The organism is Sediminicoccus sp. KRV36, assembly GCF_023243115.1.
In the GTDB taxonomy this organism is placed as follows: domain Bacteria; phylum Pseudomonadota; class Alphaproteobacteria; order Acetobacterales; family Acetobacteraceae; genus Roseococcus.
Genome location: NZ_CP085081.1, coordinates 3,027,399 through 3,047,153, shown reverse-complemented (window position 1 = coordinate 3,047,153; position 19,755 = coordinate 3,027,399). Strand labels below are relative to the sequence as shown.

Here is a 19,755-nt window from a genome sequence, read left to right as displayed (position 1 = left end):
TCAATCCACCGTCGCACCGGTGGCACGCACGATGGGCACCCATTTCTCGATCTCAGCGGCGATGAAGGCGCGGGTGCGCGTCGGCGTCATGTTCTCGGGGATGGTGTTGCCGAGTGCGAGGATGCGCTCACGCACCGGGCCTGCGGCAAGCTGCGCGGCGATCTGCTGTTGCAAGAATTCCAGGATCACGGGCGGCGTGCCGATGGCGCTGGACCAGGGCGTCCAGGTCGTCGCCTGGAAGCCGGGGAAACCCGCTTCGGCGGCGGTCGGCACGTCGGGCGTCATGGGCGAGCGTGTGGCCGTGCCGATCACCAGGCCGTTCACCGTGCCGGCGCGGATATGCTGCTCCAGGAAGGAGATGGTGTCCGCCTGGAACTGGATGCGCCCGGCCGAAAGATCGGCGAAGGAGGCCGCCGAGCCGCGATAGGGAATGTGCTGCGCCGTGACACCCATCTGCGCCAGCAACAGCGCGGCCGCGATATGCCCCGTGGTGCCGTTGCCGGAACTGCCGAAGGTGAAATGCCCGGGCCGCTCCAGCAGCGAGGCGCGCATCTCGTTCAGATTGCGCCAGCCGGTGGAGGGATGCACCGCCACCACCATGGCACTTTCCGAACTGATGGTGATGTGATCCAGCCCGGTCAGCGGATGCACCGGCAGGCTGCGATACAGCCCGACATTCAAGGCGTGCGAGCCGAGCGCACCGACCAGCAGCGTATAGCCATCGGGTGCCGCGCGCCCCACGGTTTCCATCGCCACGACGCCGCCGCCCGAGGGGCGGTTTTCCACGATGAATTGCTGGCCCAGGGCCTGGCTCAGCGCGGCAGAGACAAGCCGCGCATTGATATCGGCATTGCCGCCGGGCGCGAGTGCGACGACGACGCGCACCGGCCGGTTGGGATAATCGCCCGCGCGGGGCTGGGCCCAGGCAGGGGCCGCCAGCAGCAGAAGCAGGCTGAGTGCACGGATCATGGCGAGCTTCCTCATGCGATCGAATGTCGCAGCGTGCCAATGCCCGAGACGCCGAGCGCCAGGGCATCGCCGCTTTTCAGATAACGGGGCGGGGTGCGGAAATGGCCGGAGCCAGCCGGCGTCCCGGTGGCGATGACATCGCCGGTGTCGAGCCGCATGAAGCGAGAGATATAGGCAATCAGCGCGGGGACGGAGAAGATGAGATCGCGCGTATTGCCATGCTGCACCATCTCGCCATTCAGCGTGCAATCCACATCGAGTGCCCAGGGTTCGCCCAGCTCATCGGCGGTGACGATCCAGGGGCCGATCGGGCAGAAATCCGTCAGGCCCTTGGCGAAGCTGGTCATCGCCAGCGGCTGGTCGAACTGGAATTCCCGCGCCGAGATGTCATTCAGGATGGTGTAGCCGGCGACGTGGTCGAGCGCCACGCGCTCCTCCACCTCAAAGGCCGGCGCGCCGATGATGACGGCGAGTTCTGCCTCCCAATCGGGCTTGGTGACCGCGCGTGGAATCTGCACCGCCGTGCCAGGGCCACAGACCGAGGAGGTGGGCTTCAGGAACAGCTTCGGCGCCGCCAGCTTCGGCCCGCCGACCTCGCTGGCATGGGCGCCGTAATTGCGGCCAACGCCGATGATCTTGCCGGGGCGCAAGGGTGCCGCCAGCAGCGCTTCATCGAGGGGCAGGCGCACCGCGGACTGGCCAGGACGCGCCGCGAAGGCGATGGCGCGGGCGGCTTCGGTCATCGCCGCCTCGTCGCTCAGCAGTGCGATCATGTCATGGCCGGGCAGGGGCACCAGCGCGTCGGGCAGTACGCCAGCCAGGCGGCCATCCTTCAGGGTGGCCAGCCTCATGCCGCCAGCGCCGCATAATCCAGGCTCGCCATCACCTGCGCGCGCAGGATGAAGCGAGGTTCCCCGGCGGCGTAATCGGCCTTCGCATTATGGGTGGTGCCGATATTGTCCCACATCAGCACGTCGCCTGGACTCCAGGCGTGGCTGTGCAGGTATTTCGCCTGGGATTGATGGCGAAAGAGGTAGTCGAGCAGCGCATCGCTCTCGGCCTTTTCCAGCCCTTCGATCGCCATCGCATAGCCCGGGTTGCAATAGAGCACCCGCCGGCCGGTGATCGGATGCACGCGGAAGATGGGCTGGCGCACCGGCGGTTTCTTCGCGCGCTGCTCGGGTGTCAGGGGTGCGCGGATGGAGCCGGGGCGGATGCGCATCATGTCCCAGAATTTCACGAAGTCATGGATGGCGACGCGGCCTTCCAGGCGTTCCTTCACCTCGGCGGGCAGGTCGTCATAGGCGGCGTGCATGTTGCGGAATTGCGTGTCACCCAGCGGGCGGCCGTCGCGCATCGGCACTTCCTTCGCGTGCAGCACATTGGCCAGCGCGATCTCGGTCGAATAGCTCATATCGGTGTGCCAGCCCTGGCCTGCATCGTTCAGGCCAAGCGGTTTGCCCGCTTCGTCGCGCTTGTTGGAGAGGATCATGATCTCGGGCAGGTCCGGCGCGTGGAACATGTTGGCCACATTCACCTCCAGCGTGCCGAAGCGGCTGGCATAGGCGGCGAGCGCAGGCGCATCGAGATCCTGCTGCGGAAAACACAGCACGCCGTATTCGCCAAGGGCGCGCAGCACGGCGCGGAAATCTTCCGGCGTCAGCGCCTGGCTGAGGTCCACATCGAAAATGCGCGCGCCAAGGCCCGTGTTGTTGGGCACAATCCGCATAGTGTTCCTCCGTTCTTGCGGGGAGCTTCGGCGCGCATTGCGGGCGCGTCAATCATGCGCGAGCATCCCTGCAATGGAAACAAAACCGCGCATCCTCGTCATTGGCGCTGGCATCGTCGGCCTGTGCTGCGCCTGGTATCTCGCCCGCGGTGGCGCCGATGTGACGCTGGTGGATCGCGATGGCCCGGGCGAGGGCACATCCTCGGGCAATGCAGGGGCGATTTCGGGCGGCTCCGTGGCACCACTGGCGATGCCGGGCATCCTCAAGCAGGTGCCGGGCATGCTGCTGGACCCCAAGGGCGCCTTGCATATTCCCGCGCGCTACTGGCCCGCCGCCTTCCCCTGGCTGTGGCGCTTCGTGCTGGAAGCGCGGCCGGAGCGCGTGGCCGAAATCGCGCAGGCCCTGGCGCTGCTGATGCATGGCGCGGAGGAGCGGCATCTGGAAATCCTGGCGGCCGAGGGTGCCCTCGATCTCATCGTCAACAATGGCCAGCTCTACCTCTACCGGGATGCGCAGCACCTGGCCAAGGATGACGCGGCCTGGGCGCTGCGCCGCGCGCATGGGCTGGAGATGCGCGTGCTGGACCGCGCCGGCCTGCTGGAGCTGGAGCCCGAAGTTTCGGCGAACTATGCCGTGGCGGTCTTCGTGCCGCATCAGGGGCAATCGGTGAACCCGCTGCGGCAATCGCGCGTCATCGCGCGCGGGATCGAGCGGATGGGCGGGCGCATCCTGCGCGGCGTGGTCTCGGCGCTCATCACGCAGGATCATCGGGTGACCGGGGCCATGGTGGATGGCGCGCCGCTGCCGGCGGATCATGTGGTCCTCGCGGCCGGCGCCTGGTCGGCGCGGTTGCTCGCGCCGCTCGGCATCAAGGTGCCGCTGGAGAGCCAGCGCGGCTATCACATCATGCTGCCCCATCCGGGCGTGATGCCGCGGCGCCCCGTGGTGCCGGCCGATCGCAAGGCCTTCATCACGCCGATGGAGGAGGGCCTGCGCATCGCGGGCACGGTGGAATTCGGCGGCACCGAGGCGCCGCCCAACGCCGCGCGCGCGGCCCTGCTGCTCGAAGACCTGGCCAAGGTCTATCCCCAGGCCGATACGCGCGACGCCAAGCCCTACTGGATGGGCCATCGCCCTTGCCTGCCCGACAGCCTGCCCGTGGTGGGCCCTGTCGCGGCCTGGCCCGGGCTGTGGTGCGCCTTCGGCCATGGGCATCTGGGGCTCACCGGCTCGGCGCCGACCGGCGCGCTGATGGCGGCCGCCATGCTCGGCCCCAGGCCCAATGCGGATCTGGCCCCCTTCCGCGTCGAGCGCTTCGCGTGACGGTGCTGGAGCGTCCGGCCGCGCCACCCCGCCCCGGCTCGGCGGAACTGGCGAAGCGCATCTTCGCCCTGGCCGCACCCACCACGGTGCTCTCGGCCCTGCAGGTCCTCGCCTTGCTGCTGGAGACGGTGATCGCGGCGCGGCTGGGCCGCTCGGCCCTGGCGGGGTGGGCGGTGGTGCTGCCCTTCGCGCTGCTGCTCGGCCAGATGTCGGCGGGTGCGATGGGCGGCGGCGTGGTCAGCGCCATCGCCCGCGCGCTGGGGGCGAAGCAGAATGAGGAGGCTTCGGCCCTGGCCGTGCATGCGCTGCTGATCGCGCTGGGCTTCGCCGCCATGTTCGTAATCCTGCTGGCGGGCTTCCCCTGGTGGCTGCTGACCCTGATCGGCGGGCCGGAGGCCGCGGCGGCGGGGGCGCCCTATGCGGCGGTGCTGTTCGGGCTGGGCGCGGTGCCGGCCTGGATGGCCAATACGCTGGGCTCCATCCTGCGGGGGGCGGGCAAGCACGCGCTGGCGGCGCGCGTGCTGAACTTCGCCTGGCTGGCCTATCCCCTGCTGGGCTTCGTGCTTGCCGAGGCGCTGGGCCTGGGCCTGATCGGGCTCGGCCTGGCCTTCGCGCTGTGCTTCTGGGTGGCGGCTGGCGTGATGGCCAAGGTCGTGTTTTCCGGCGCGGCCGGCTTCACGCCGGATTTGCGCGTCAAGCTGCGCTGGGCCTTGTTCCGGCGCATTCTGGCGGTGGGGGCGATTGCCTGCACCCTGGCCCTGATCGCCAATCTGGCGACGATCCTGGTGACGGCGCGGCTCTCATCCTATGGCGCGGTTGTCGTCGCGGCCTATGGCGTTTCGGCGCGGCTGGAATTCATGATGATCCCGCTGGCCTTCGGCGTGGGCTCGGCGCTGACGGCCCTGGTGGGGCGCGCGGTGGGCCAGGGCGATTGGGAGACGGCGCGGCGCACCGCCTGGGTGGGCGCGTTGATGGCCTTTGGCGTTTGCTCGGCGGTGGGCATCACGGTTGCGATCCATCCGCTGTTCTTCGCCACGTTGTTCTCCTCGGATGCGGAGGTTGCCGGCATCGCCGCGCGGGCGCTGACCTTCATCGGCCCGGCCTTTGGCGGCTTCGGCCTCGGCATGGCGATGTATTTCGCGGCGATGGGGGCGGGGCGCATGGGCTATCCCATCGCGGCCGGGCTCTCGCGGCTGGGGCTTGCGGTGGGTGGCGGCTGGCTGCTGGGCGATGTGCTGGGCTTTGGCATGGATGGGCAATTCTTCGCCGTGGCACTCGGCGTCACCGCCTATGGCGCGTTGACGGCGGTGGCGGTGCGGTCCGCCGTATGGGGGCCGCGCTCATAGCCGGGCCGAAAGGATGACGCCGCCGCGCTTCAGCGCCGTGGCCAGGCCAATCAAAGCCGGCATGGCCCGATAGGCGCCCAGGGGCGGTGCCAGGCGGTGCAGCAGTCCCAGCGCCACGCCACGGCCATTGTGCTGCACGGCACTCACCGCCAGCAGCAGCGAAGCCTCGCCCTGCGTGACGATGGGGCAGAGCGGGCAGGCCAGATGCAGCCCAGGCAGGGCGCGCAGCAGCGGATCGAGCAGCAGGGCCGTGCCCTCCGCACTGGCGCTGGCCAGGACCAGGGCGGCATCCACCAGAGAGCCACGGATGGCCCAGGCGCGGGCGGCATCCAGGATCAGGCGCTCGGCCTCGGGCAGGGCATCCGGGCTGTCGTTCAGATGGGGCCAGGTGGGTAGGCCGCGAGTCGCCATGGGGAGCCTCCGTGCTGGCGGCAGAATAGTGCGAGTGAGAATGACTCGCAATACGCGGCGCGCGGCTGAAGGTTGCGGCCGCAAGGGCCGGCAAGCCCTTGGAGGGCTGCTTCGACAGGGGGCAAAACAAGGCGGGGGCGTCGAGCATCCCCAGCCACGGCCTCCCCATCCTCATCGCCGGACGGGGCTAGGCTGTGCAAGCCGCGGCGGCAGCGGCAAGCTGCCGGGCGGAAACACGCCGGCAAGGCTGATAGCCCCTGGTCCTGGCCGGGCCGGCTATCCGCGCCAGCAACACGGGCAGGAGATGGCGATGCGATGTGCGGTGATCGGCTTGGGCAGCATGGGCGGCGGTGCGGCCGCGAGTGCCCTGCGCGCAGGCCTGGACGTGACCGGCGTGGACCCGAGCGAGGCCGCGCGGGCGGCATTCGGCAATCGGGCCGTGGCGCGCGGCGCTGACCTGGCGGAGGGCCAGGCGGCGGTGCTGGTGCTGACGGTGAATGCCGCCCAGGCCGAGCGCGCCCTGTTCGGCACCGAGGGCGCTGCCCAGCGCCTGGCTCCGGGTGGGGTTGTGATCTGTTCGGCCACCATGGCGCCCGGCGATGCGAAGCGCCTGGCGGCCGAGGCCGCAGCGTTGGGATTGCTCTACCTGGATGCGCCGGTATCGGGCGGTGCGGTTGCCGCGCGGGAAGGGCGGATGACGGTGATGGCCAGCGGCAGCGAGGCCGCGTTCGCAGCCGCCGCGCCGATGCTCGATGCGGTGGCCGGCAAGGTCTGGAACCTGGGTGCCGAGCCAGGGCAGGGGGCGGCCATGAAGGTGGTGCACCAGCTGCTGGCCGGCGTTCACATCGCCGCCGCGGCCGAGGCCATGGCCCTGGCGCTGCGGGCGGGGCTGGACCCGCATACGGTCTATGGCGTGGTGAATGGCGCGGCGGGCGCCTCCTGGATGTTCCGGAACCGCATGGCGCATGTGCTGGCCGGCGATGACACGCCGCTCAGCGCCGGCGACATCTTCGTGAAGGATCTGGGGCTGGTGGAGGCCATGGCCCGCGAATCGGCTCTGCCGGTGCCGCTGGCCGCCCAGGCCCTGCAGCTTTTTGTGGCGCAGCGGGCGCTGGGCCAGGGCGGCCGGGATGATGCCTTCGTGCTGCGGGTCTGGCAGGCCATCGCGGGCTTCGCGCTGCCGGGCGAGCCGGGCGGGGCGGAGGCGCGGCTGCCCACGGAGTGAGCCAAGCGGGGCCACAGAAAAGAGAACAAAGGTAGAATAAACCGCTTGTGTTTATGATTTGTTCGTGTTTACCTTTGCCCATGAGCACGACCTACCCCACCCATGACAGCCTCCGCATCCCGCCCAAGCCCCGCTTGGCGAGGGCGCAACCGGCGCTGAACCTGCCCGTGCAGGTGGCGCTCTCCGCCGTGGCGGGCTTCGGCCTCGCCTGGCTGCTGAGCCGCCTGATTATTGGGTGAGTGGCGGGCATGATGGACCGGCGTGCCGGTCCATGCTGGATTGATCAGCATGCGCAGCGCTTTCCTCATCCTCGGCCTGCTGATCCTGCCCGGCGGCTGTTCCGCCTGGCGGCCCGAGCGTGAAGTTCTGGTCGCACCCGACCCGGTGATCTACCCGGCCCCGGCCCTGGATGAACGCTACAGGCCCTGGATCGGTCCCGGCTGGAGCCCCTTCCGGGGCTGAAATCAGTCCGCGAGGTCCAGCCAGACCGGCGCGTGATCCGAGGGCTGGTCCTCCGCCCGCGCCGCGACATCCACGCCGCACAGCGCCAGCCGCTCGGCCAGTTCCGCCGAGAGCAGCGCATGGTCAATCCGCAAGCCGCGATTGGTCTCGAAGGCCGCGCCATAATCCCAATAGGTGTAGGGCGCGTCCTGCGGGTGCAGCGCGCGCAGCGCATCGGTCAGGCCCAGATGTTCCATGGCACGCCAGCGGGCGCGGCTTTCAGGATGCACCAGCGCATCCAGCGGCGGCAGGGCGCCGGATGCGAGGTCCCGCTCGGTCGGGCAGACATTGAAATCGCCGAGGATGGCAAGCGGCGTGAAGGCGTCCAGATGCGCCGCGGCCCAGAGGCGCAGCCGGTCCATCCAGCGCCATTTATAGGCCATGCCCTCGGCGCCGCCGCTATTGCCGTTGGGGAGGTAGATGCCCGCGGCCACCATCCCGCCGGCCCGCACCGCCAGGAATCGGGCATGGCTGTCCTCCGGCTCGCCGGGCAGGGCTTCGTTCAGGATGTCGAAATCGACGCGGCCCAGCACCGCCACGCCATTGCGCCCGCCCGGCTGGCCGACGGCATGGATGCGGTAGCCGGTGCCGGCCAGTTCAAGGGCCGGGAATTCCTCCGTCTTGCACTTCAATTCCTGCAGGAAGACGAGGTCCGGCTCATGCCGCGCGAGGAAGCGCGCCAGATGCGGCACCCGGCGGCGGATCGAATTCACATTGAAGCTGGCGAGGCGCATGCCCCCTTGTGGCGGGCGGGCGCGTCAGCGGCAAGATGTGGGGCGGCAAGACGTGGGGCGGCGTTCAGGCCACCGCGAAGCTGACGCCGCAGCCGCAGCCGCTGACCGCCTGCGGGTTGCGCACCACGAAATGCGAGCCGATCAGCGCCTCATGCCAGTCCAGCTGCGAGCCATCCAGGAAATCGAGCGAGACGCCATCCACAAAAACCCGGGTCGCACCGACGGTCACGACCAGGTCATCCTCCGCCGCGGTGTCTTCCAGGGCGAAGCCATATTGCAGCCCCGAACAGCCGCCGGCCGAGACGGTGACGCGCAGCCCCGCTTCGGGCCGCCCCTCGCGCGTGGCGATGGCGGCGACCTCCTCCGCGGCGCGGGGGGTGACGTGAAAGGCGCGGGCGAGGGTGCCGTCGGGCATGGTGAAATCTCCTGACCCTTCATGTAGGCCGTCACAACCAGGATTTCCACCGCCGCGATCGCCTGATACGCCTGCGCGATGCATCCTTCGCTTGCCCCCTGGGCTGTGTCCTCCACCCGCGGCCGCCTCCATGCCGAGCCGGAGGACCTCAATCGCAGCCCCTGGCAGCGCGACCGGGACCGCATCATCCATTCGCGCGCCTTTCGCCGCCTGCAATACAAGACGCAGGTCTTCGTCTTTCATGAGGGCGATCATTTCCGCACCCGCCTGACCCACAGCATCGAGGTCGCGCAGATCGCCCGCAGCCTGGCCCGGCGCCTCAGGCTGGATGAGGATCTGGCCGAGGCGCTGGCCCTCGCCCATGACCTCGGCCACCCGCCCTTCGGCCATGCGGGGGAGGAGGCGCTGGACACCGCGATGCGCCCGCATGGCGGCTTCGACCATAACGCGCAGAGCCTGAAGCACGTCACGCTGCTGGAACGGCGCTATGCCGGCTTTGACGGGCTGAATCTGACCTGGGAGACGCTGGAGGGGCTGGCCAAGCACAATGGCCCGGCCCGGCGCCCGGCGACCTATCTGCGCGAATACAACGCCCTGCATGATCTGGAACTGACCAGCCATGCCAGCGCCGAGGCCCAGGTGGCGGCCATCGCCGATGACATCGCCTATAACAATCACGACCTGGAGGATGGCATCCGGGCCGGGCTTTTCGCGCTGGAGGAGGTGGCCGCACTCCCCATGCCCGGCGCCGCGCTGGCAGCCGCCCGGGCGGCGCATCCGGCCATGCCCGCGGGCCGCGAAGCACCCGAGATGGTGCGGCGGGTGATCGCCGCGATGATCGGCGATGTGGTGGCCGAAGCCACGCGGCGGATCACCGAGCTGGCGCCTAGATCCGCGGCGGATATCCGCGCGGCCCCGGGCCCGGTGGTGGGTTTCAGCCCCGAAATGGCCCGCGCCAATGCAGATGTCCGCGCCTTCCTGTTCGAGCGGATGTACCGGCATTTCCGGGTGAACCGGGCCACGCAGAAATCCAAGCGCGCGCTTCAGGTGCTTTTCCAGCTGCTGCATGGCGGCACCCAGATGCTGCCCGATGAATGGCGGATCCGGGCGGGGGAGGCGGGCACTCCGGCCGCGGCGGAAGTCGTCTGCGACTACATCGCCGGCATGACCGACCGATTCGCGCTGGAGGAACATCGCCGCCTGACCGACCCGCATGTGGGCGGGTAGGCGGGGCGGTTCATCGCGCGCTGCCCCGCATGTAGCGGCGCTCGGGCCGGTAGCCGATCCAGCGGCGGAGTTTATGCATCAGGCTGGCGAACATGGCGGGGAGTTCCCATCGTGTGGACCCGTTCTGGCGTGTTGCTGCGGCGGCACTTGGCCCGCTCTGGGGCGGTTTCATGGCAGGCGCGGGTAAAGAAAAGGTTGATCGGCCCGCCCCCCTCGCCCTTGGGCCATGCCTGCGTCATTCTGCGTCGCACAAGACCAACAAACCGAGGAAACCGATCCATCATGACCACCCGCCGCATTCTCCTGGCCGCTGGCCTTGCCACGCCCGCCCTGCTGCCGGCCGCCAGCCACGCACAATCCGCCTGGCCGGAGCGGCCGGTGCGGGTCATCGTGCCCTGGCCGCCGGGTGGCAGCACGGATGTGCTGTGCCGCCTGATGTGCGAGCGCCTGCAGGCGATCACCGGCCAAACCTTCATCATCGAGAATCGGCCCGGCGCCGGGGGCAATATCGGGGCCGATGCGGTCTCCAAGGCGACGCCCGATGGCTACACCATGGGCCCGCTGACGCTGACCGTCTGGTCCATCGCGCCGTATCTCTACGCCCGCCTGCCCTTTGACCCGGACAAGGATTTCCAGCCGGTTTCGCTGCATTGGGAACTGCCCAATGTCCTGGTGGTTTCAGCGGCGCACACCCCCTCGCGCACGGCGCAGGAATTCGTCAGCTACGCCAAGGCGCGCGCCAATGGCGCCTCCTATGGCTCGCCCGGCGTGGGCACCACGGCGCATCTCTGTGGCTCGCTCTTTGCGGCCCGCAACGGGATTGACGGCGTGCACGTCCCCTTCCGTGGCGCGGCGCAGACCATCCCGGCCATGCTTTCGGGCGATGTGACCTTCGCGATCGACAATCTGGCCAGCTACGTGCCGGTGATCCAGGAGGGGCGGATGCGGGCCCTGGCCGTGACCAGCGCGGCCCGCCACCCGGCACTGCCCGATGTGCCGACCATGGCCGAGGCGGGCATCCCGAACTTCACCGTCCAGTCCTGGTGCGCCTTCGGCATGCCGGCCGGCGTGCCGGCCCCCATCGTCGCCCGGGCCAGCGCGCTGATGCAGCAGGTGGCCAATGAGCCTGCCACGAAGGAGCGCTTTCTGCGCACCGGCGCGCATGCCATCGGCTCCTCGCCGGATGGCGTCTGGGAGCGTGCGCGCCGCGAGCGCCCGCTCTGGCAGGAGATGGTGCGGATCTCCGGCGCCCGTCTGGAGTAGGCGGCGCCGCCCCTGGCGCGGCGGTTCGTCCCAAGGCAAACTTCTCGCGCGCCGAATCTGCGGCGATGTGCTCCGGCGCGCATCCGCGCGTCGGCTGAGGGGCAAACTCATGAAGTCACGCGCGGCGGTTGCCTGGGGGGCGGGCAAGCCTCTCTCCATCGAAATGGTCGAGATCGGCGGTCCCAAGCCTGGCGAAGTCCTGGTCGAGGTGATGGCGACCGGCATCTGCCACACCGATGCCTACACGCTCTCCGGTGCCGACCCCGAGGGGCTGTTCCCCGCCATTCTGGGCCATGAGGGCGCAGGCATCGTGCGCGAACTGGGTGCGGGCGTCACCTCGCTGAAGGTGGGTGACCATGTGATCCCGCTCTACACGCCCGAATGCCGGCAGTGCAAAACATGCACCTCACAGCGCAGCAACCTGTGCACCGCCATTCGCGGCACGCAGGGCAAGGGTGTCATGCCCGACGGCACCTCGCGCTTCCGCTGCGAAGGCACCGAGGTGATGCATTACATGGGCTGCTCCACCTTCGCGAATTTCACCGTCCTGCCCGAGATCGCCTTGGCCAAGGTGCGCGAGGACGCCCCCTTCGAGAAGATCTGCTACATCGGCTGCGGCGTCACCACGGGCATCGGCGCCGTCATCAACACGGCCAAGGTCTGGCCGGGGGCGACGGTTGCGGTGTTTGGGCTGGGGGGCATCGGCCTGAACGTGATCCAGGGGGCCCGGATGGTGGGCGCCGACCGGATCATCGGCGTGGATATCAATCCGGGCCGCGAGGCGATGGCCCGCAAATTCGGCATGACGCATTTCGTGAACCCCGATGAGATCGGCCGCGACAAGGTGGTCCAGGCGGTGCAGGACCTGACCGATGGCGGGGCCGATTTCAGCTTCGAATGCGTGGGCAACACCACGTTGATGCGCCAGGCGCTGGAATGCACGCATCGCGGCTGGGGCACCTCGATCATCGTGGGCGTGGCGGCTTCGGGGCAGGAGATTTCGACGCGGCCCTTCCAGCTCGTCACCGGGCGGAACTGGCGCGGCACGGCCTTTGGCGGCGCGCGCGGCCGCACCGATGTGCCCAAGATCGTGGATTGGTACATGGAGGGGAAGATCGAGATCGACTCGCTCATCACCCACGTCATGCCGCTCGAAAAAATCAACGACGCCTTCGACCTGATGCACAAGGGCGAGAGCATCCGGAGCGTCGTGGTGTATTGAGCGGGCGCATGGCCTGGATCAACTCGCTGTTTGTGGACCACGCCTTCCTGCGCATCTCCTGGCGCAACTGGGGCGTGGTGGAAAGCGGCCGGCTCTACCGCTCCAACCACCCGCTGCCTTGGCAGATCCGCGAGGCGGCCAAGCGCCATGGCATTCGCAGCATGATCAATCTGCGCGGCCACCGCGCCACCTGCGGCTCGGACGCGCTGGGGCGGGAGGCGGCGGCCGAGCTGGGGCTGGTGCATGCCGACCAGCCCTTCGAAAGCCGGGGGGCGCCGCATAAGGACCGGCTGCTGAAGCTGATCGCGCTGTATCGCAGCCTGCCGCAGCCGATCCTGATCCATTGCAAATCGGGCGCGGATCGCACCGGGCTTGCGGCCGGCGTCTGGCATTTGCTGCAGGGGCGCGGCGCTGCCGCCGCCATGGCCGAGCTTTCGCTGCGCCACGGCCATATCGCCGCGGCGCGCACCGGGATCCTCGATGCCTTCTTCGCGCAATACGCCGAGGCCGAGGCGCGTGGGCTGGGCTTCGAGGCCTGGCTGGCCGATGAATATGACGAGGCGGCGCTCAGGGCCGGCTTCAAGCCGCAACCCATCGCCGCCTGGTTCACCGATTCGGTGTTGCGGCGCGAATAGCGCCCCGCGAAAAAGCGGAAAGCGGGCGTTTCCGCCGCCCGGTGAAGTGCTTTAGCCTGATGACTTCTTCCAAGGTGAGACACAGATGACCCGACCGCTGCGCGACGTGAAGGCCTTCCTGGCGCTGGCCGCCCTGCTCACGGGGGCGGCGTGCTCGGGGACGGGCGGGCAGGAGCCGCTTTACGTTCTGCGCGATTCGCTGGGGCGTTCGGTCGCGATGGCCGGGCGGTCCCAGCTGGGCGATGCGGCGCCAGGCACCATGGTCAGGGCCAATATCGGCGGGACGGAGCAGGATGTGATGGTGGGTGAGCGCGTCGGCCTGGGGCCGGTGATGCGGCCCGCCCCGGCCGGGGCTGATCCCGGCGCCGCGCCCATGACGAGCGAGGCCCTGGCCGCCCCGCCATTGGCCGCCCCTGCTGTGGCATCCGCACCGGCCGAGGCACCAGCGAGGACGCGCCGCGCCCGAGCCGCCACCACCGGCACGCCGGTGACCGGTGCGACTCCGACCGGCCGCCGGCGCGAGGCGCCGCCGCGCTCCGTCTCCCGCTCGGTGATGTAGGCCCGCTTCCGGCCCAGCCCTTGGCAAGACGGATCGAACTGTGTCTGAGAAGACGCGGTTGCGTCAAAAAAGCCACGGCACTGGCTGGAAGCGCAACCAACTCATGATTCGGCGCTATTGCCGACGCGTAAGTTGATGCTAGGGTTTTCACACGTTTGGGATGGTAGGCTGGAAGACCCTGCAGCTGGCCCTTTTTCCCGCGTATCCATTGCCAGGGGTTGGGATGATGAGAGAAATGAAGAAAGCCAACAAGTTCCTTGCGCTGATCGCGGTTGCCGGCCTCGCCGCCTGCGCGCCGAGCGGCCCGCCGGAAGACATGTACCCGCTGGTGGACAACACCGGCGCGACGGTCGCCATGGTGCGCGCCTCGGTCGTTCGTAACACCCCGCCCGGCACTGCCGTCCGCGCCAACATCAACGGCATGGACCAGCTCGTGACCCTCGGGCCACGCGTTTCCGCTGGCGTCTCGGCCGGCACGGCCGTGATCACCGGCACCGATGGTTCGGGCCGCCCGATCGTGGACCACGTTGGCCCCGCCAGCGGCAGCTTCGCGCCTGACGGCACGGCCGTCATCACTGGCACCAGCGATGGCCGCCCGACCATCACCCGCGTGCAGCCCGGCCAGCAGGCGCCGACCGGCACCGTCGCCGGCCCGCGTGGCAACCGTCGCGGCCCGGCCGTGGCCCCTGGCACGCTGGCGCCCGGCGTTGCCCCGGTCGTCAACCCCAGCGCGCCCGGCGTGACCACGCGCTAAGGGTACTCTTCCTGCCGGGCCCCGCACGGGGCCCGGCTTGAGACATGGGACCGCCTGTTACCGTTGAGGTGACAGGCGGTTTTTTGTTGTTCAGCGCCGTTCCGCGACAGCCGCAAGGATGGCGCTCGCCAGGGGGCTGTCGCACAGCGTCGCCGCCTCGGTCGCCATGCGCTGGCGCCAATTGGGCCGCTCCCGATCGGTTCCCGGCAGATTGACCCCAATCCGCTCCCCGCCCAGATCCTCGGCCTGCAGCAGCAGCATGAGGGAGGGCGTGGCGGAGACATAGGCATGGATGGCCGCGGTCACCTCGGCGGGCAAGGCGGTCGGCTGGCCGGGTTGGGCGGCAGCCTCGGGGCTCGGCCGCGCACACCCGGTCGTTGCCAGCAGGATATCGCGTTCCGCTGTCCTCTCGGCGCGCGCATCGGCTGCCGCGGCGGCGTCCAGCAGGCCCAGCTTCTCTCGTTCGGTGATATCCGTCCCCTCCCACCAGCCGGCCAGGGTCGGGATGTCATGCGTGGCGACGCAGGCGGCGGCGAGCCGGGGGTAATGCGCGGCGGGGCGGAATGCCTGGCCCTCGCGCTCAAACCACAGCACGCGATAGGAGAGGATGCGCGCCGCGCCCAAGGCCTCGCGCAGGCCATCCGGCACGGTGCCCAGATCCTCGCCCACCACGGCGCAATGGGCGCGCTGGCTTTCCAGGGTGATCTCGCCGAGCGCGGCCGCGAAGGGCTGGTCCAGATAGCAGCCCTCACCGGCGCTGGCGCCGTCCGGGACCAGGAACAGCCGCTTCAGCCCCAGCACATGGTCAATCCGCAGCGCTGCCGCGTGGCGCATATTGGCCCGGATCAGGGCGGCAAAGCCGGCATGACCCTCGGCCTCGGCGGCGAGGGGGTCGGGCGGCGGCACACCCCAGATCTGGCCCAGCGGCCCCAATGGATCGGGCGGGGCGCCGATCGAAACTCCGGCCAGGAATGCCGTGTCGCCCGCCCAGAACTCCGCGCCATCCCCCGCCATGCCCACCGCCAGATCCCGGTAGAGGCCGGCGCCGGCATGTGCCGCTTCGGCCATCTGCCGGTCGGCCAGGAATTGCAGCCAGAAGTGGAAGCCGACCGCATCGGCCTCGGCGGCCATAAAGCCAGCGAGGCCCGCATCGCGGCCATGGCGCAATCCTGCCGGCCAGCGGCGCGAATCGCTGTGGCCGTGGCGCTCAGAGAGGGCGTTGAACGCGGCGAAGCGCTCCAGCGCCGCACCGCCCCGGGTGCGGAAGGCCTGGAAATCGGCGTCTCCCCGGTCAAACCGCGCCCAGGCGGCGGCGAGCACACGGCGCTTGGCGGCCCAGACCGAGGGGTAATCCACCAGGTCACCCTGCCGCAAGGCGGCAAAAAGCGCCGCATCCGGGGCGGCTTCCGGCAGGCGGGAGACGTCAATCAGCAGGGGTTCGAGGAAGCGGCGGTCGGATGGCTGGTAGGGGCTCGCGCGCTCGCGATCCAGCGGCATCAGCGCATGTGGCGGGCTGATGCCGAGCCAGAGCGCGCCATGCCGCGCCGCGCCGCGCGCCAGATCGGCGATGGCGGTGAAATCGCCCATGCCCTGGTCCTGCGCATGGCGCAGCGCATAGCTTTGCGCGGTGATGCCGAAGCGGCGGCGTTCCACCGGCAGGAAGCAGGCTGTAGGGGCTGCTGTGATGCGGCAGAGCGCATCGCGCCAGCGCAGCACATGCCGGCCCTCGGGCAGGGGCGGAAGAAGGATGTGCTCCGCCTCGATGGTGGCGGTGAAATCCCGCGCGCTGCCATCTTCCAGGGCCAGATGCAGATCCAGCCGCAGGGGCAGCCCTTCGCCAACATGCAGCCGCGTGGGCGTATCGGCGCGGGCTGCGACATGCGGCGGCAAGGCGGGGCGATGGCGCCGCCGCGCCAGGCTGTCGCGCGCCTGGCTGGCGGATTCGGCCGGGAGCTGAAGGGCCGACAGGACGCAGCGCAGCGTGGCCTCCGGCACTTCATGTTCGCGGCCGGTCAGGTCATGCCAATGGGGCGCGATGCCCGCAGCGGCGGCGAGCTGGCCGAGCAAGGCAGGCTCCGCGGCCTCCGCGCGGGGCGGCAGGGCCGGGGCCTCGGTCAGGACCAGGACGGAACGCGGCGCGATCTCGGCGGCGGTCAAGCTGGCGGCGCTATCCGCCAGCACCTGCCAGCGAAAGCCCCAGCGCGGGCGGGGCGGGTGCAGCCGGCGGGGTTCGGCGCCGCCATTCACGCCGATCAGCACGCGGTCCGTGCCTTCGCTCAGAACAGCGACCAAGGCGCGGGAGGCACTCCAATCTTCCGGGGCCAGCGCGTGGCCCTCCGGATGGCGCCATTCCACATCGGGCAGGCTTGTGTCGTCAGCGGCCGTCCCGCTCAGCGGCGTGGTGGCGTGGAGTGCGGGGTGCGCGCGCCGAGCCGCGATCAGCCGGCCGGTGAAATCCACCAGGTCCTGATCGAGCTTGCGCCAATCCAGCCAGGAGGTCGCGTTGTCCTGGGCATAGGCGTTGTTGTTGCCACCCTGGCTGCGCCCACCCTCATCGCCCATGGCCAGCATCGGCGTGCCGCGCGCGGTCAGCAACGTCGTGAGCAAGGCGCGGATATCGGCCTGGCGGCGCGCATGCAGCGCGGGGTCCGGCCCTTCCGTTCCATGGTTCCAGGAATGATTCTCGCCCGAGCCGTCCCGCCCTTGCTCGCCATTGGCGAGGTTGTGGCGCTGCGTGTAGGCGACCAGGTCCGCCAGGGTGAAGCCGTCATGCGCGGTGATGAAGTTCACGCTGTCGGCGATGCGGTCCGGGAAGGCATCGGCGGAACCGGCCAGGCGCGTGGCGAGCGGCCCCAGCATGCCGCCATCGCCCCGCCAGAAGCGGCGGATATCGTCGCGGAAGCGGTCATTCCACTCGCCCCAGCCGGGGGGGAAGCGGCCCAGCTGATAGCCATCCGGCCCGATATCCCAAGGCTCGGCGATGATGCGGCGATGGCGCAGCACCGGGTCCTGGCGCATGGCTGCCAGGAGCGGGGCATGGGGGTCAAAGCCGGCATCCGCCCGGCCCAGGGTCGTCGCAAGATCCAGCCGGAAGCCATCCACCCCGGCCTGCTCCGCCCAATGGCGCAGCGCATCCATGACCAGGCGCAAGGGCCAGGGCCGGTCCAGCGCCAGCACATTGCCGCAGCCGCTTTCATTATGCCCCAGGCGATACCAGTGGGGCTCGCCGAGGCCGCGCAGGCTGAGGGTGGGGCCCAGCGCATCGCCCTCACCCGTGTGGTTGAACACCACATCCAGGATCACCCCGATGCCGGCGGCCCGCAGCGCGGTAACGGCGGCCCGCACCTCTGCCATGCCGCCCCCGTTCCCGACCCCGGGTGCGAGGCGCGGGTCGGGTGCGAGGAAAGCGATCGGATTATAGCCCCAGTAATTGGTGAGGCCGAGCGGCGGCAGATGCCGCTCATCCACCCAGGCGGCCACGGGCAGCAGCTCCACCAGCGTGACACCAAGGCGCGTCAGATGCGCGATGGCGGCGGGGTGGGCCAGGCCGGCGAAGGTGCCGCGAATGGCCTCGGGAATATCCGGATGAAGTGCTGTGAAGCCCTTCACATGGAGTTCGTAAATGACGTCTGGCCTTGGCGGCAGGGCGGTCCAGGGGGTGGCGGGCAGGGGGGGCGCCACCACCGCGCGGGTCACATGCGGGCCGCTGTCGCCGGCATGGGCGCCGAAGGCGGTGGGATGCAGGCGCAGCGGCGCTTCCAGCGCGCGCGCCCAGGGGTCGAGCAGAAGCTTGTCCGGATCAAACCCCGCCCCTTCCGCGCGCAGCCCATAGGCCATGCCGGGCGCGATGCCGGGGATGACGCCGTGAAACACATCGCCCTGGCGATGGGGCAGGGCGATACGCGCCGTCTCTGTGGCGCCATCAAACGTGCAGAAGAACAGCCGGGCCGCGCCGGGTGCCGGGATGGCCACCTCCACCCCATCCCCCCGCAGCGTGACGCCAAGCTCAGAGGGCGCGGTCAGCGATCATGCCTCGGAACAGCGCCGCATATTGCCGGGCGGAGCGCGTCCAGGAGACGTCGCTCGCCATGGCATTGGCCTGGATGCGCGGCCAGCTCTCGCCATCCCGATACAGCAGGATGGCGCGCTCGATCGCGGCGGCCAGCATTTCCTGGCTGACGGGCGCGAAGTTCAGCCCGGTGCCGGTGCCGGCCGAAAGCGCCATCTCATTCGCGTCAATCACCGTGTCCGCGAGGCCCCCCACGCGGGCCACGATGGGCGGCGCGCCATAGCGCAGCGCGCAAAGCTGGCCCAGGCCGCAGGGCTCGAAGCGGGAGGGCATGAGGATGGCATCGGCGCCGCCATAGCAGAGCCGCGCCAGCCCCTCGTCAAAGCCGATGAAGCTGCCCACACGGCCCAGCTGCGCGCCTGTCGCGCCATGCACGCGCTCCTCCAGGGCGGCCTCGCCGCTGCCCAGGATGGCGAGCTGCGCACCGTTGTTGAGGATGGCGGGCAGGGCTTCGAGGATGAGGTCCACGCCCTTCTGCCAGGCCAGCCGGCCGATGAAGCAGAAGAGCGGCGCGTCCGGCTCCGCATCGAGGCCCATGCGCGCCTGCAACTCGGCCTTGTTCAGGGCGCGCTTCGCGATCGAGGTGGGGTCATAATGCGTGGGCAGATGCGGGTCCGTCGCCGGGTTCCACTCCTCCGTGTCCAGCCCGTTCAGAATGCCGCTGACATGGCGCCCGCGCCCGCGCAGCAGCCCATCGAGGCCCATGCCCCATTGCGGCGTGCGGATTTCGGCCGCGTAGCCGGGTGAGACGGTGCTGATGCGGTCGCTGAACCAGACACCCGATTTCAGGTAGCCAACCTGGCCGAAATATTCGAGGCCGGCGGTGGCGAAGGCGGCGGCGGGCAGGCCGAGCATGCCAAAGAGATCGGCCCGGAACTGCCCCTGGAAAGCGAGGTTGTGGATGGTAAAGAGCGTCGGCACGGCGGAACCCGCGAAGCGCAGATAGGCCGGCGCGAGCCCCGCCTGCCAGTCATGCGCATGCAGCGCATCAAAGCCCAGATGCTCGGCCGCATGCGCCGCCGCCCGGCCGAGAGCCGCGAAGCGCATCGCATTGTCCGGCCAGTCCATGCCGCCCGGCGCCAGATAGGGCGAGCCGGCACGGGCGAAGAAATGCGGCGCGTCCAGCGCCAGGATATCGCGCCCGGCGGCCTGCGCCCGCACCAGCCTCGCAGGTGCGCCAAACAAATCCGCAAGGCTCTCCACCTGCTGCACCGGGCCGAGTGCGGCCATGACGGAAGGATAGCCCGGCAGCATCGTCGTGACGGCAACCCCCTCCGGGGCGAGGGCCGCCGGCAGCGCGCCCACCACATCAGCGAGGCCACCGGTCTTGATGAAGGGAAACCCCTCCGACGCAACAGCGAGGACGCGCAAG

Annotated in this window: 19 protein-coding genes; 11 read left to right on the top strand and 8 right to left on the bottom strand. The window is 69.8% G+C overall.

What is annotated here, in order from left to right:
* From LHU95_RS14310 to LHU95_RS14300, 3 genes are read right to left on the bottom strand one after another with little or no spacing between them, the layout of a single operon-like run.
* Nucleotides 1-969 carry a tripartite tricarboxylate transporter substrate-binding protein gene (locus tag LHU95_RS14310; RefSeq protein WP_248707632.1) on the bottom strand — a complete coding sequence of 323 codons (969 nt, stop codon included), beginning with the start codon at nt 967-969 and terminating at the stop codon, nt 1-3.
* Nucleotides 970-980: 11 nt separating this feature from the next.
* A complete protein-coding gene (locus LHU95_RS14305) occupies nt 981-1,820 on the bottom strand; it encodes a fumarylacetoacetate hydrolase family protein (protein ID WP_248707631.1) in 840 nt (279 codons plus the stop codon).
* On the bottom strand, nt 1,817-2,698 hold the full coding sequence (locus LHU95_RS14300; RefSeq protein ID WP_248707630.1) for a TauD/TfdA family dioxygenase: 882 nt from the start codon (nt 2,696-2,698) through the stop codon (nt 1,817-1,819). Before LHU95_RS14300 ends, LHU95_RS14305 begins: the two co-directional genes overlap by 4 nt.
* A 73-nt stretch (nt 2,699-2,771) precedes the next feature.
* Here LHU95_RS14300 and LHU95_RS14295 point away from each other — a divergent pair, with 73 nt between their 5' ends.
* Both LHU95_RS14295 and LHU95_RS14290 read left to right on the top strand, forming a co-directional pair.
* Entirely contained in the window at nt 2,772-4,022 is a 1,251-nt protein-coding gene (locus LHU95_RS14295; RefSeq protein WP_248707629.1) for an FAD-dependent oxidoreductase, read from the top strand.
* Nucleotides 4,019-5,368 (top strand): MATE family efflux transporter, encoded by a 1,350-nt coding sequence (locus LHU95_RS14290; RefSeq protein ID WP_248707628.1) that lies wholly within the window; start codon nt 4,019-4,021, stop codon nt 5,366-5,368. Before LHU95_RS14295 ends, LHU95_RS14290 begins: the two co-directional genes overlap by 4 nt.
* Here the strand turns inward: LHU95_RS14290 and LHU95_RS14285 are convergent.
* Nucleotides 5,363-5,779, bottom strand: a complete 417-nt coding sequence (locus tag LHU95_RS14285) for a hypothetical protein (RefSeq protein WP_248707627.1) — start codon at nt 5,777-5,779, stop codon at nt 5,363-5,365. The two genes, LHU95_RS14290 and LHU95_RS14285, sit on opposite strands and share 6 nt — an antisense overlap.
* A gap of 310 nt (nt 5,780-6,089) precedes the next feature.
* Between LHU95_RS14285 and ltnD the strand changes: the two genes are divergently transcribed.
* From ltnD to LHU95_RS14270, 3 genes are all read left to right on the top strand, one after another.
* Complete coding sequence (gene ltnD / locus LHU95_RS14280) at nt 6,090-7,004, top strand: L-threonate dehydrogenase (protein ID WP_248711567.1); 915 nt, start codon at nt 6,090-6,092, stop codon at nt 7,002-7,004.
* 80 nt (nt 7,005-7,084) lie between these two features.
* Complete coding sequence (locus LHU95_RS14275; RefSeq protein ID WP_248707626.1) at nt 7,085-7,243, top strand: hypothetical protein; 159 nt, start codon at nt 7,085-7,087, stop codon at nt 7,241-7,243.
* A 49-nt stretch (nt 7,244-7,292) separates the two neighbouring features.
* Complete coding sequence (locus LHU95_RS14270) at nt 7,293-7,466, top strand: hypothetical protein (protein WP_248707625.1); 174 nt, start codon at nt 7,293-7,295, stop codon at nt 7,464-7,466.
* Nucleotides 7,467-7,468: 2 nt separating this feature from the next.
* Here LHU95_RS14270 and LHU95_RS14265 read toward each other — a convergent pair whose 3' ends face one another.
* Together LHU95_RS14265 and LHU95_RS14260 are read right to left on the bottom strand one after the other, a co-directional pair.
* On the bottom strand, nt 7,469-8,239 hold the full coding sequence (locus tag LHU95_RS14265; RefSeq protein ID WP_248707624.1) for an exodeoxyribonuclease III: 771 nt from the start codon (nt 8,237-8,239) through the stop codon (nt 7,469-7,471).
* A gap of 64 nt (nt 8,240-8,303) precedes the next feature.
* Complete coding sequence (locus tag LHU95_RS14260; protein ID WP_248707623.1) at nt 8,304-8,654, bottom strand: iron-sulfur cluster assembly accessory protein; 351 nt, start codon at nt 8,652-8,654, stop codon at nt 8,304-8,306.
* Nucleotides 8,655-8,732: 78 nt separating this feature from the next.
* On the opposite strand from LHU95_RS14260, the gene LHU95_RS14255 reads away from it, so the two are divergent.
* The 6 genes from LHU95_RS14255 to LHU95_RS14230 all read left to right on the top strand — a co-directional run bounded on the left by LHU95_RS14255 (nt 8,733) and on the right by LHU95_RS14230 (nt 14,314).
* Nucleotides 8,733-9,881: a deoxyguanosinetriphosphate triphosphohydrolase gene (locus LHU95_RS14255; protein WP_248707622.1), complete on the top strand. Its 1,149-nt coding sequence runs from the start codon at nt 8,733-8,735 to the stop codon at nt 9,879-9,881.
* Between the two features lie 282 nt (nt 9,882-10,163).
* Nucleotides 10,164-11,144 (top strand): tripartite tricarboxylate transporter substrate binding protein, encoded by a 981-nt coding sequence (locus LHU95_RS14250; RefSeq protein ID WP_248707621.1) that lies wholly within the window; start codon nt 10,164-10,166, stop codon nt 11,142-11,144.
* Between the two features lie 109 nt (nt 11,145-11,253).
* Nucleotides 11,254-12,366, top strand: coding sequence for an S-(hydroxymethyl)glutathione dehydrogenase/class III alcohol dehydrogenase (locus tag LHU95_RS14245; protein WP_248707620.1), 1,113 nt, complete (start codon nt 11,254-11,256; stop codon nt 12,364-12,366).
* Nucleotides 12,367-12,374: 8 nt separating this feature from the next.
* On the top strand, nt 12,375-13,001 hold the full coding sequence (locus LHU95_RS14240; RefSeq protein ID WP_248707619.1) for a tyrosine-protein phosphatase: 627 nt from the start codon (nt 12,375-12,377) through the stop codon (nt 12,999-13,001).
* 85 nt (nt 13,002-13,086) lie between these two features.
* Nucleotides 13,087-13,560 (top strand): hypothetical protein, encoded by a 474-nt coding sequence (locus LHU95_RS14235; protein ID WP_248707618.1) that lies wholly within the window; start codon nt 13,087-13,089, stop codon nt 13,558-13,560.
* Nucleotides 13,561-13,795: 235 nt separating this feature from the next.
* The gene (locus LHU95_RS14230) at nt 13,796-14,314 is read left to right on the top strand and encodes a hypothetical protein (protein WP_248707617.1); all 519 of its coding nucleotides are present in this window, start codon (nt 13,796-13,798) and stop codon (nt 14,312-14,314) included.
* A 90-nt stretch (nt 14,315-14,404) separates the two neighbouring features.
* Here LHU95_RS14230 and glgX read toward each other — a convergent pair whose 3' ends face one another.
* Complete coding sequence (gene glgX / locus LHU95_RS14225; protein ID WP_248707616.1) at nt 14,405-18,286, bottom strand: glycogen debranching protein GlgX; 3,882 nt, start codon at nt 18,284-18,286, stop codon at nt 14,405-14,407.
* A 34-nt stretch (nt 18,287-18,320) separates the two neighbouring features.
* On the bottom strand, nt 18,321-19,754 hold the full coding sequence (gene glgA, locus LHU95_RS14220) for a glycogen synthase GlgA (RefSeq protein WP_248711566.1): 1,434 nt from the start codon (nt 19,752-19,754) through the stop codon (nt 18,321-18,323).
* Nucleotide 19,755 lies beyond the last annotated feature (1 nt).

Bases quoted from the DNA above. Each gene is read 5' to 3' on its own strand.
- LHU95_RS14265 (WP_248707624.1), bottom strand. From the start codon at position 8,239: ATGCGCCTCGCCAGCTTCAATGTGAATTCGATCCGCCGCCGGGTGCCG.
- LHU95_RS14300 (WP_248707630.1), bottom strand. From the start codon at position 2,698: ATGCGGATTGTGCCCAACAACACGGGCCTTGGCGCGCGCATTTTCGAT.
- LHU95_RS14240 (WP_248707619.1), top strand. From the start codon at position 12,375: ATGGCCTGGATCAACTCGCTGTTTGTGGACCACGCCTTCCTGCGCATC.
- LHU95_RS14250 (WP_248707621.1), top strand. From the start codon at position 10,164: ATGACCACCCGCCGCATTCTCCTGGCCGCTGGCCTTGCCACGCCCGCC.
- LHU95_RS14235 (WP_248707618.1), top strand. From the start codon at position 13,087: ATGACCCGACCGCTGCGCGACGTGAAGGCCTTCCTGGCGCTGGCCGCC.
- LHU95_RS14275 (WP_248707626.1), top strand. From the start codon at position 7,085: ATGAGCACGACCTACCCCACCCATGACAGCCTCCGCATCCCGCCCAAG.
- LHU95_RS14310 (WP_248707632.1), bottom strand. From the start codon at position 969: ATGATCCGTGCACTCAGCCTGCTTCTGCTGCTGGCGGCCCCTGCCTGG.
- LHU95_RS14285 (WP_248707627.1), bottom strand. From the start codon at position 5,779: ATGGCGACTCGCGGCCTACCCACCTGGCCCCATCTGAACGACAGCCCG.
- ltnD (WP_248711567.1), top strand. From the start codon at position 6,090: ATGCGATGTGCGGTGATCGGCTTGGGCAGCATGGGCGGCGGTGCGGCC.
- LHU95_RS14230 (WP_248707617.1), top strand. From the start codon at position 13,796: ATGAAGAAAGCCAACAAGTTCCTTGCGCTGATCGCGGTTGCCGGCCTC.
- LHU95_RS14295 (WP_248707629.1), top strand. From the start codon at position 2,772: ATGGAAACAAAACCGCGCATCCTCGTCATTGGCGCTGGCATCGTCGGC.
- LHU95_RS14255 (WP_248707622.1), top strand. From the start codon at position 8,733: ATGCATCCTTCGCTTGCCCCCTGGGCTGTGTCCTCCACCCGCGGCCGC.
- LHU95_RS14260 (WP_248707623.1), bottom strand. From the start codon at position 8,654: ATGCCCGACGGCACCCTCGCCCGCGCCTTTCACGTCACCCCCCGCGCC.
- LHU95_RS14245 (WP_248707620.1), top strand. From the start codon at position 11,254: ATGAAGTCACGCGCGGCGGTTGCCTGGGGGGCGGGCAAGCCTCTCTCC.
- LHU95_RS14305 (WP_248707631.1), bottom strand. From the start codon at position 1,820: ATGAGGCTGGCCACCCTGAAGGATGGCCGCCTGGCTGGCGTACTGCCC.
- LHU95_RS14270 (WP_248707625.1), top strand. From the start codon at position 7,293: ATGCGCAGCGCTTTCCTCATCCTCGGCCTGCTGATCCTGCCCGGCGGC.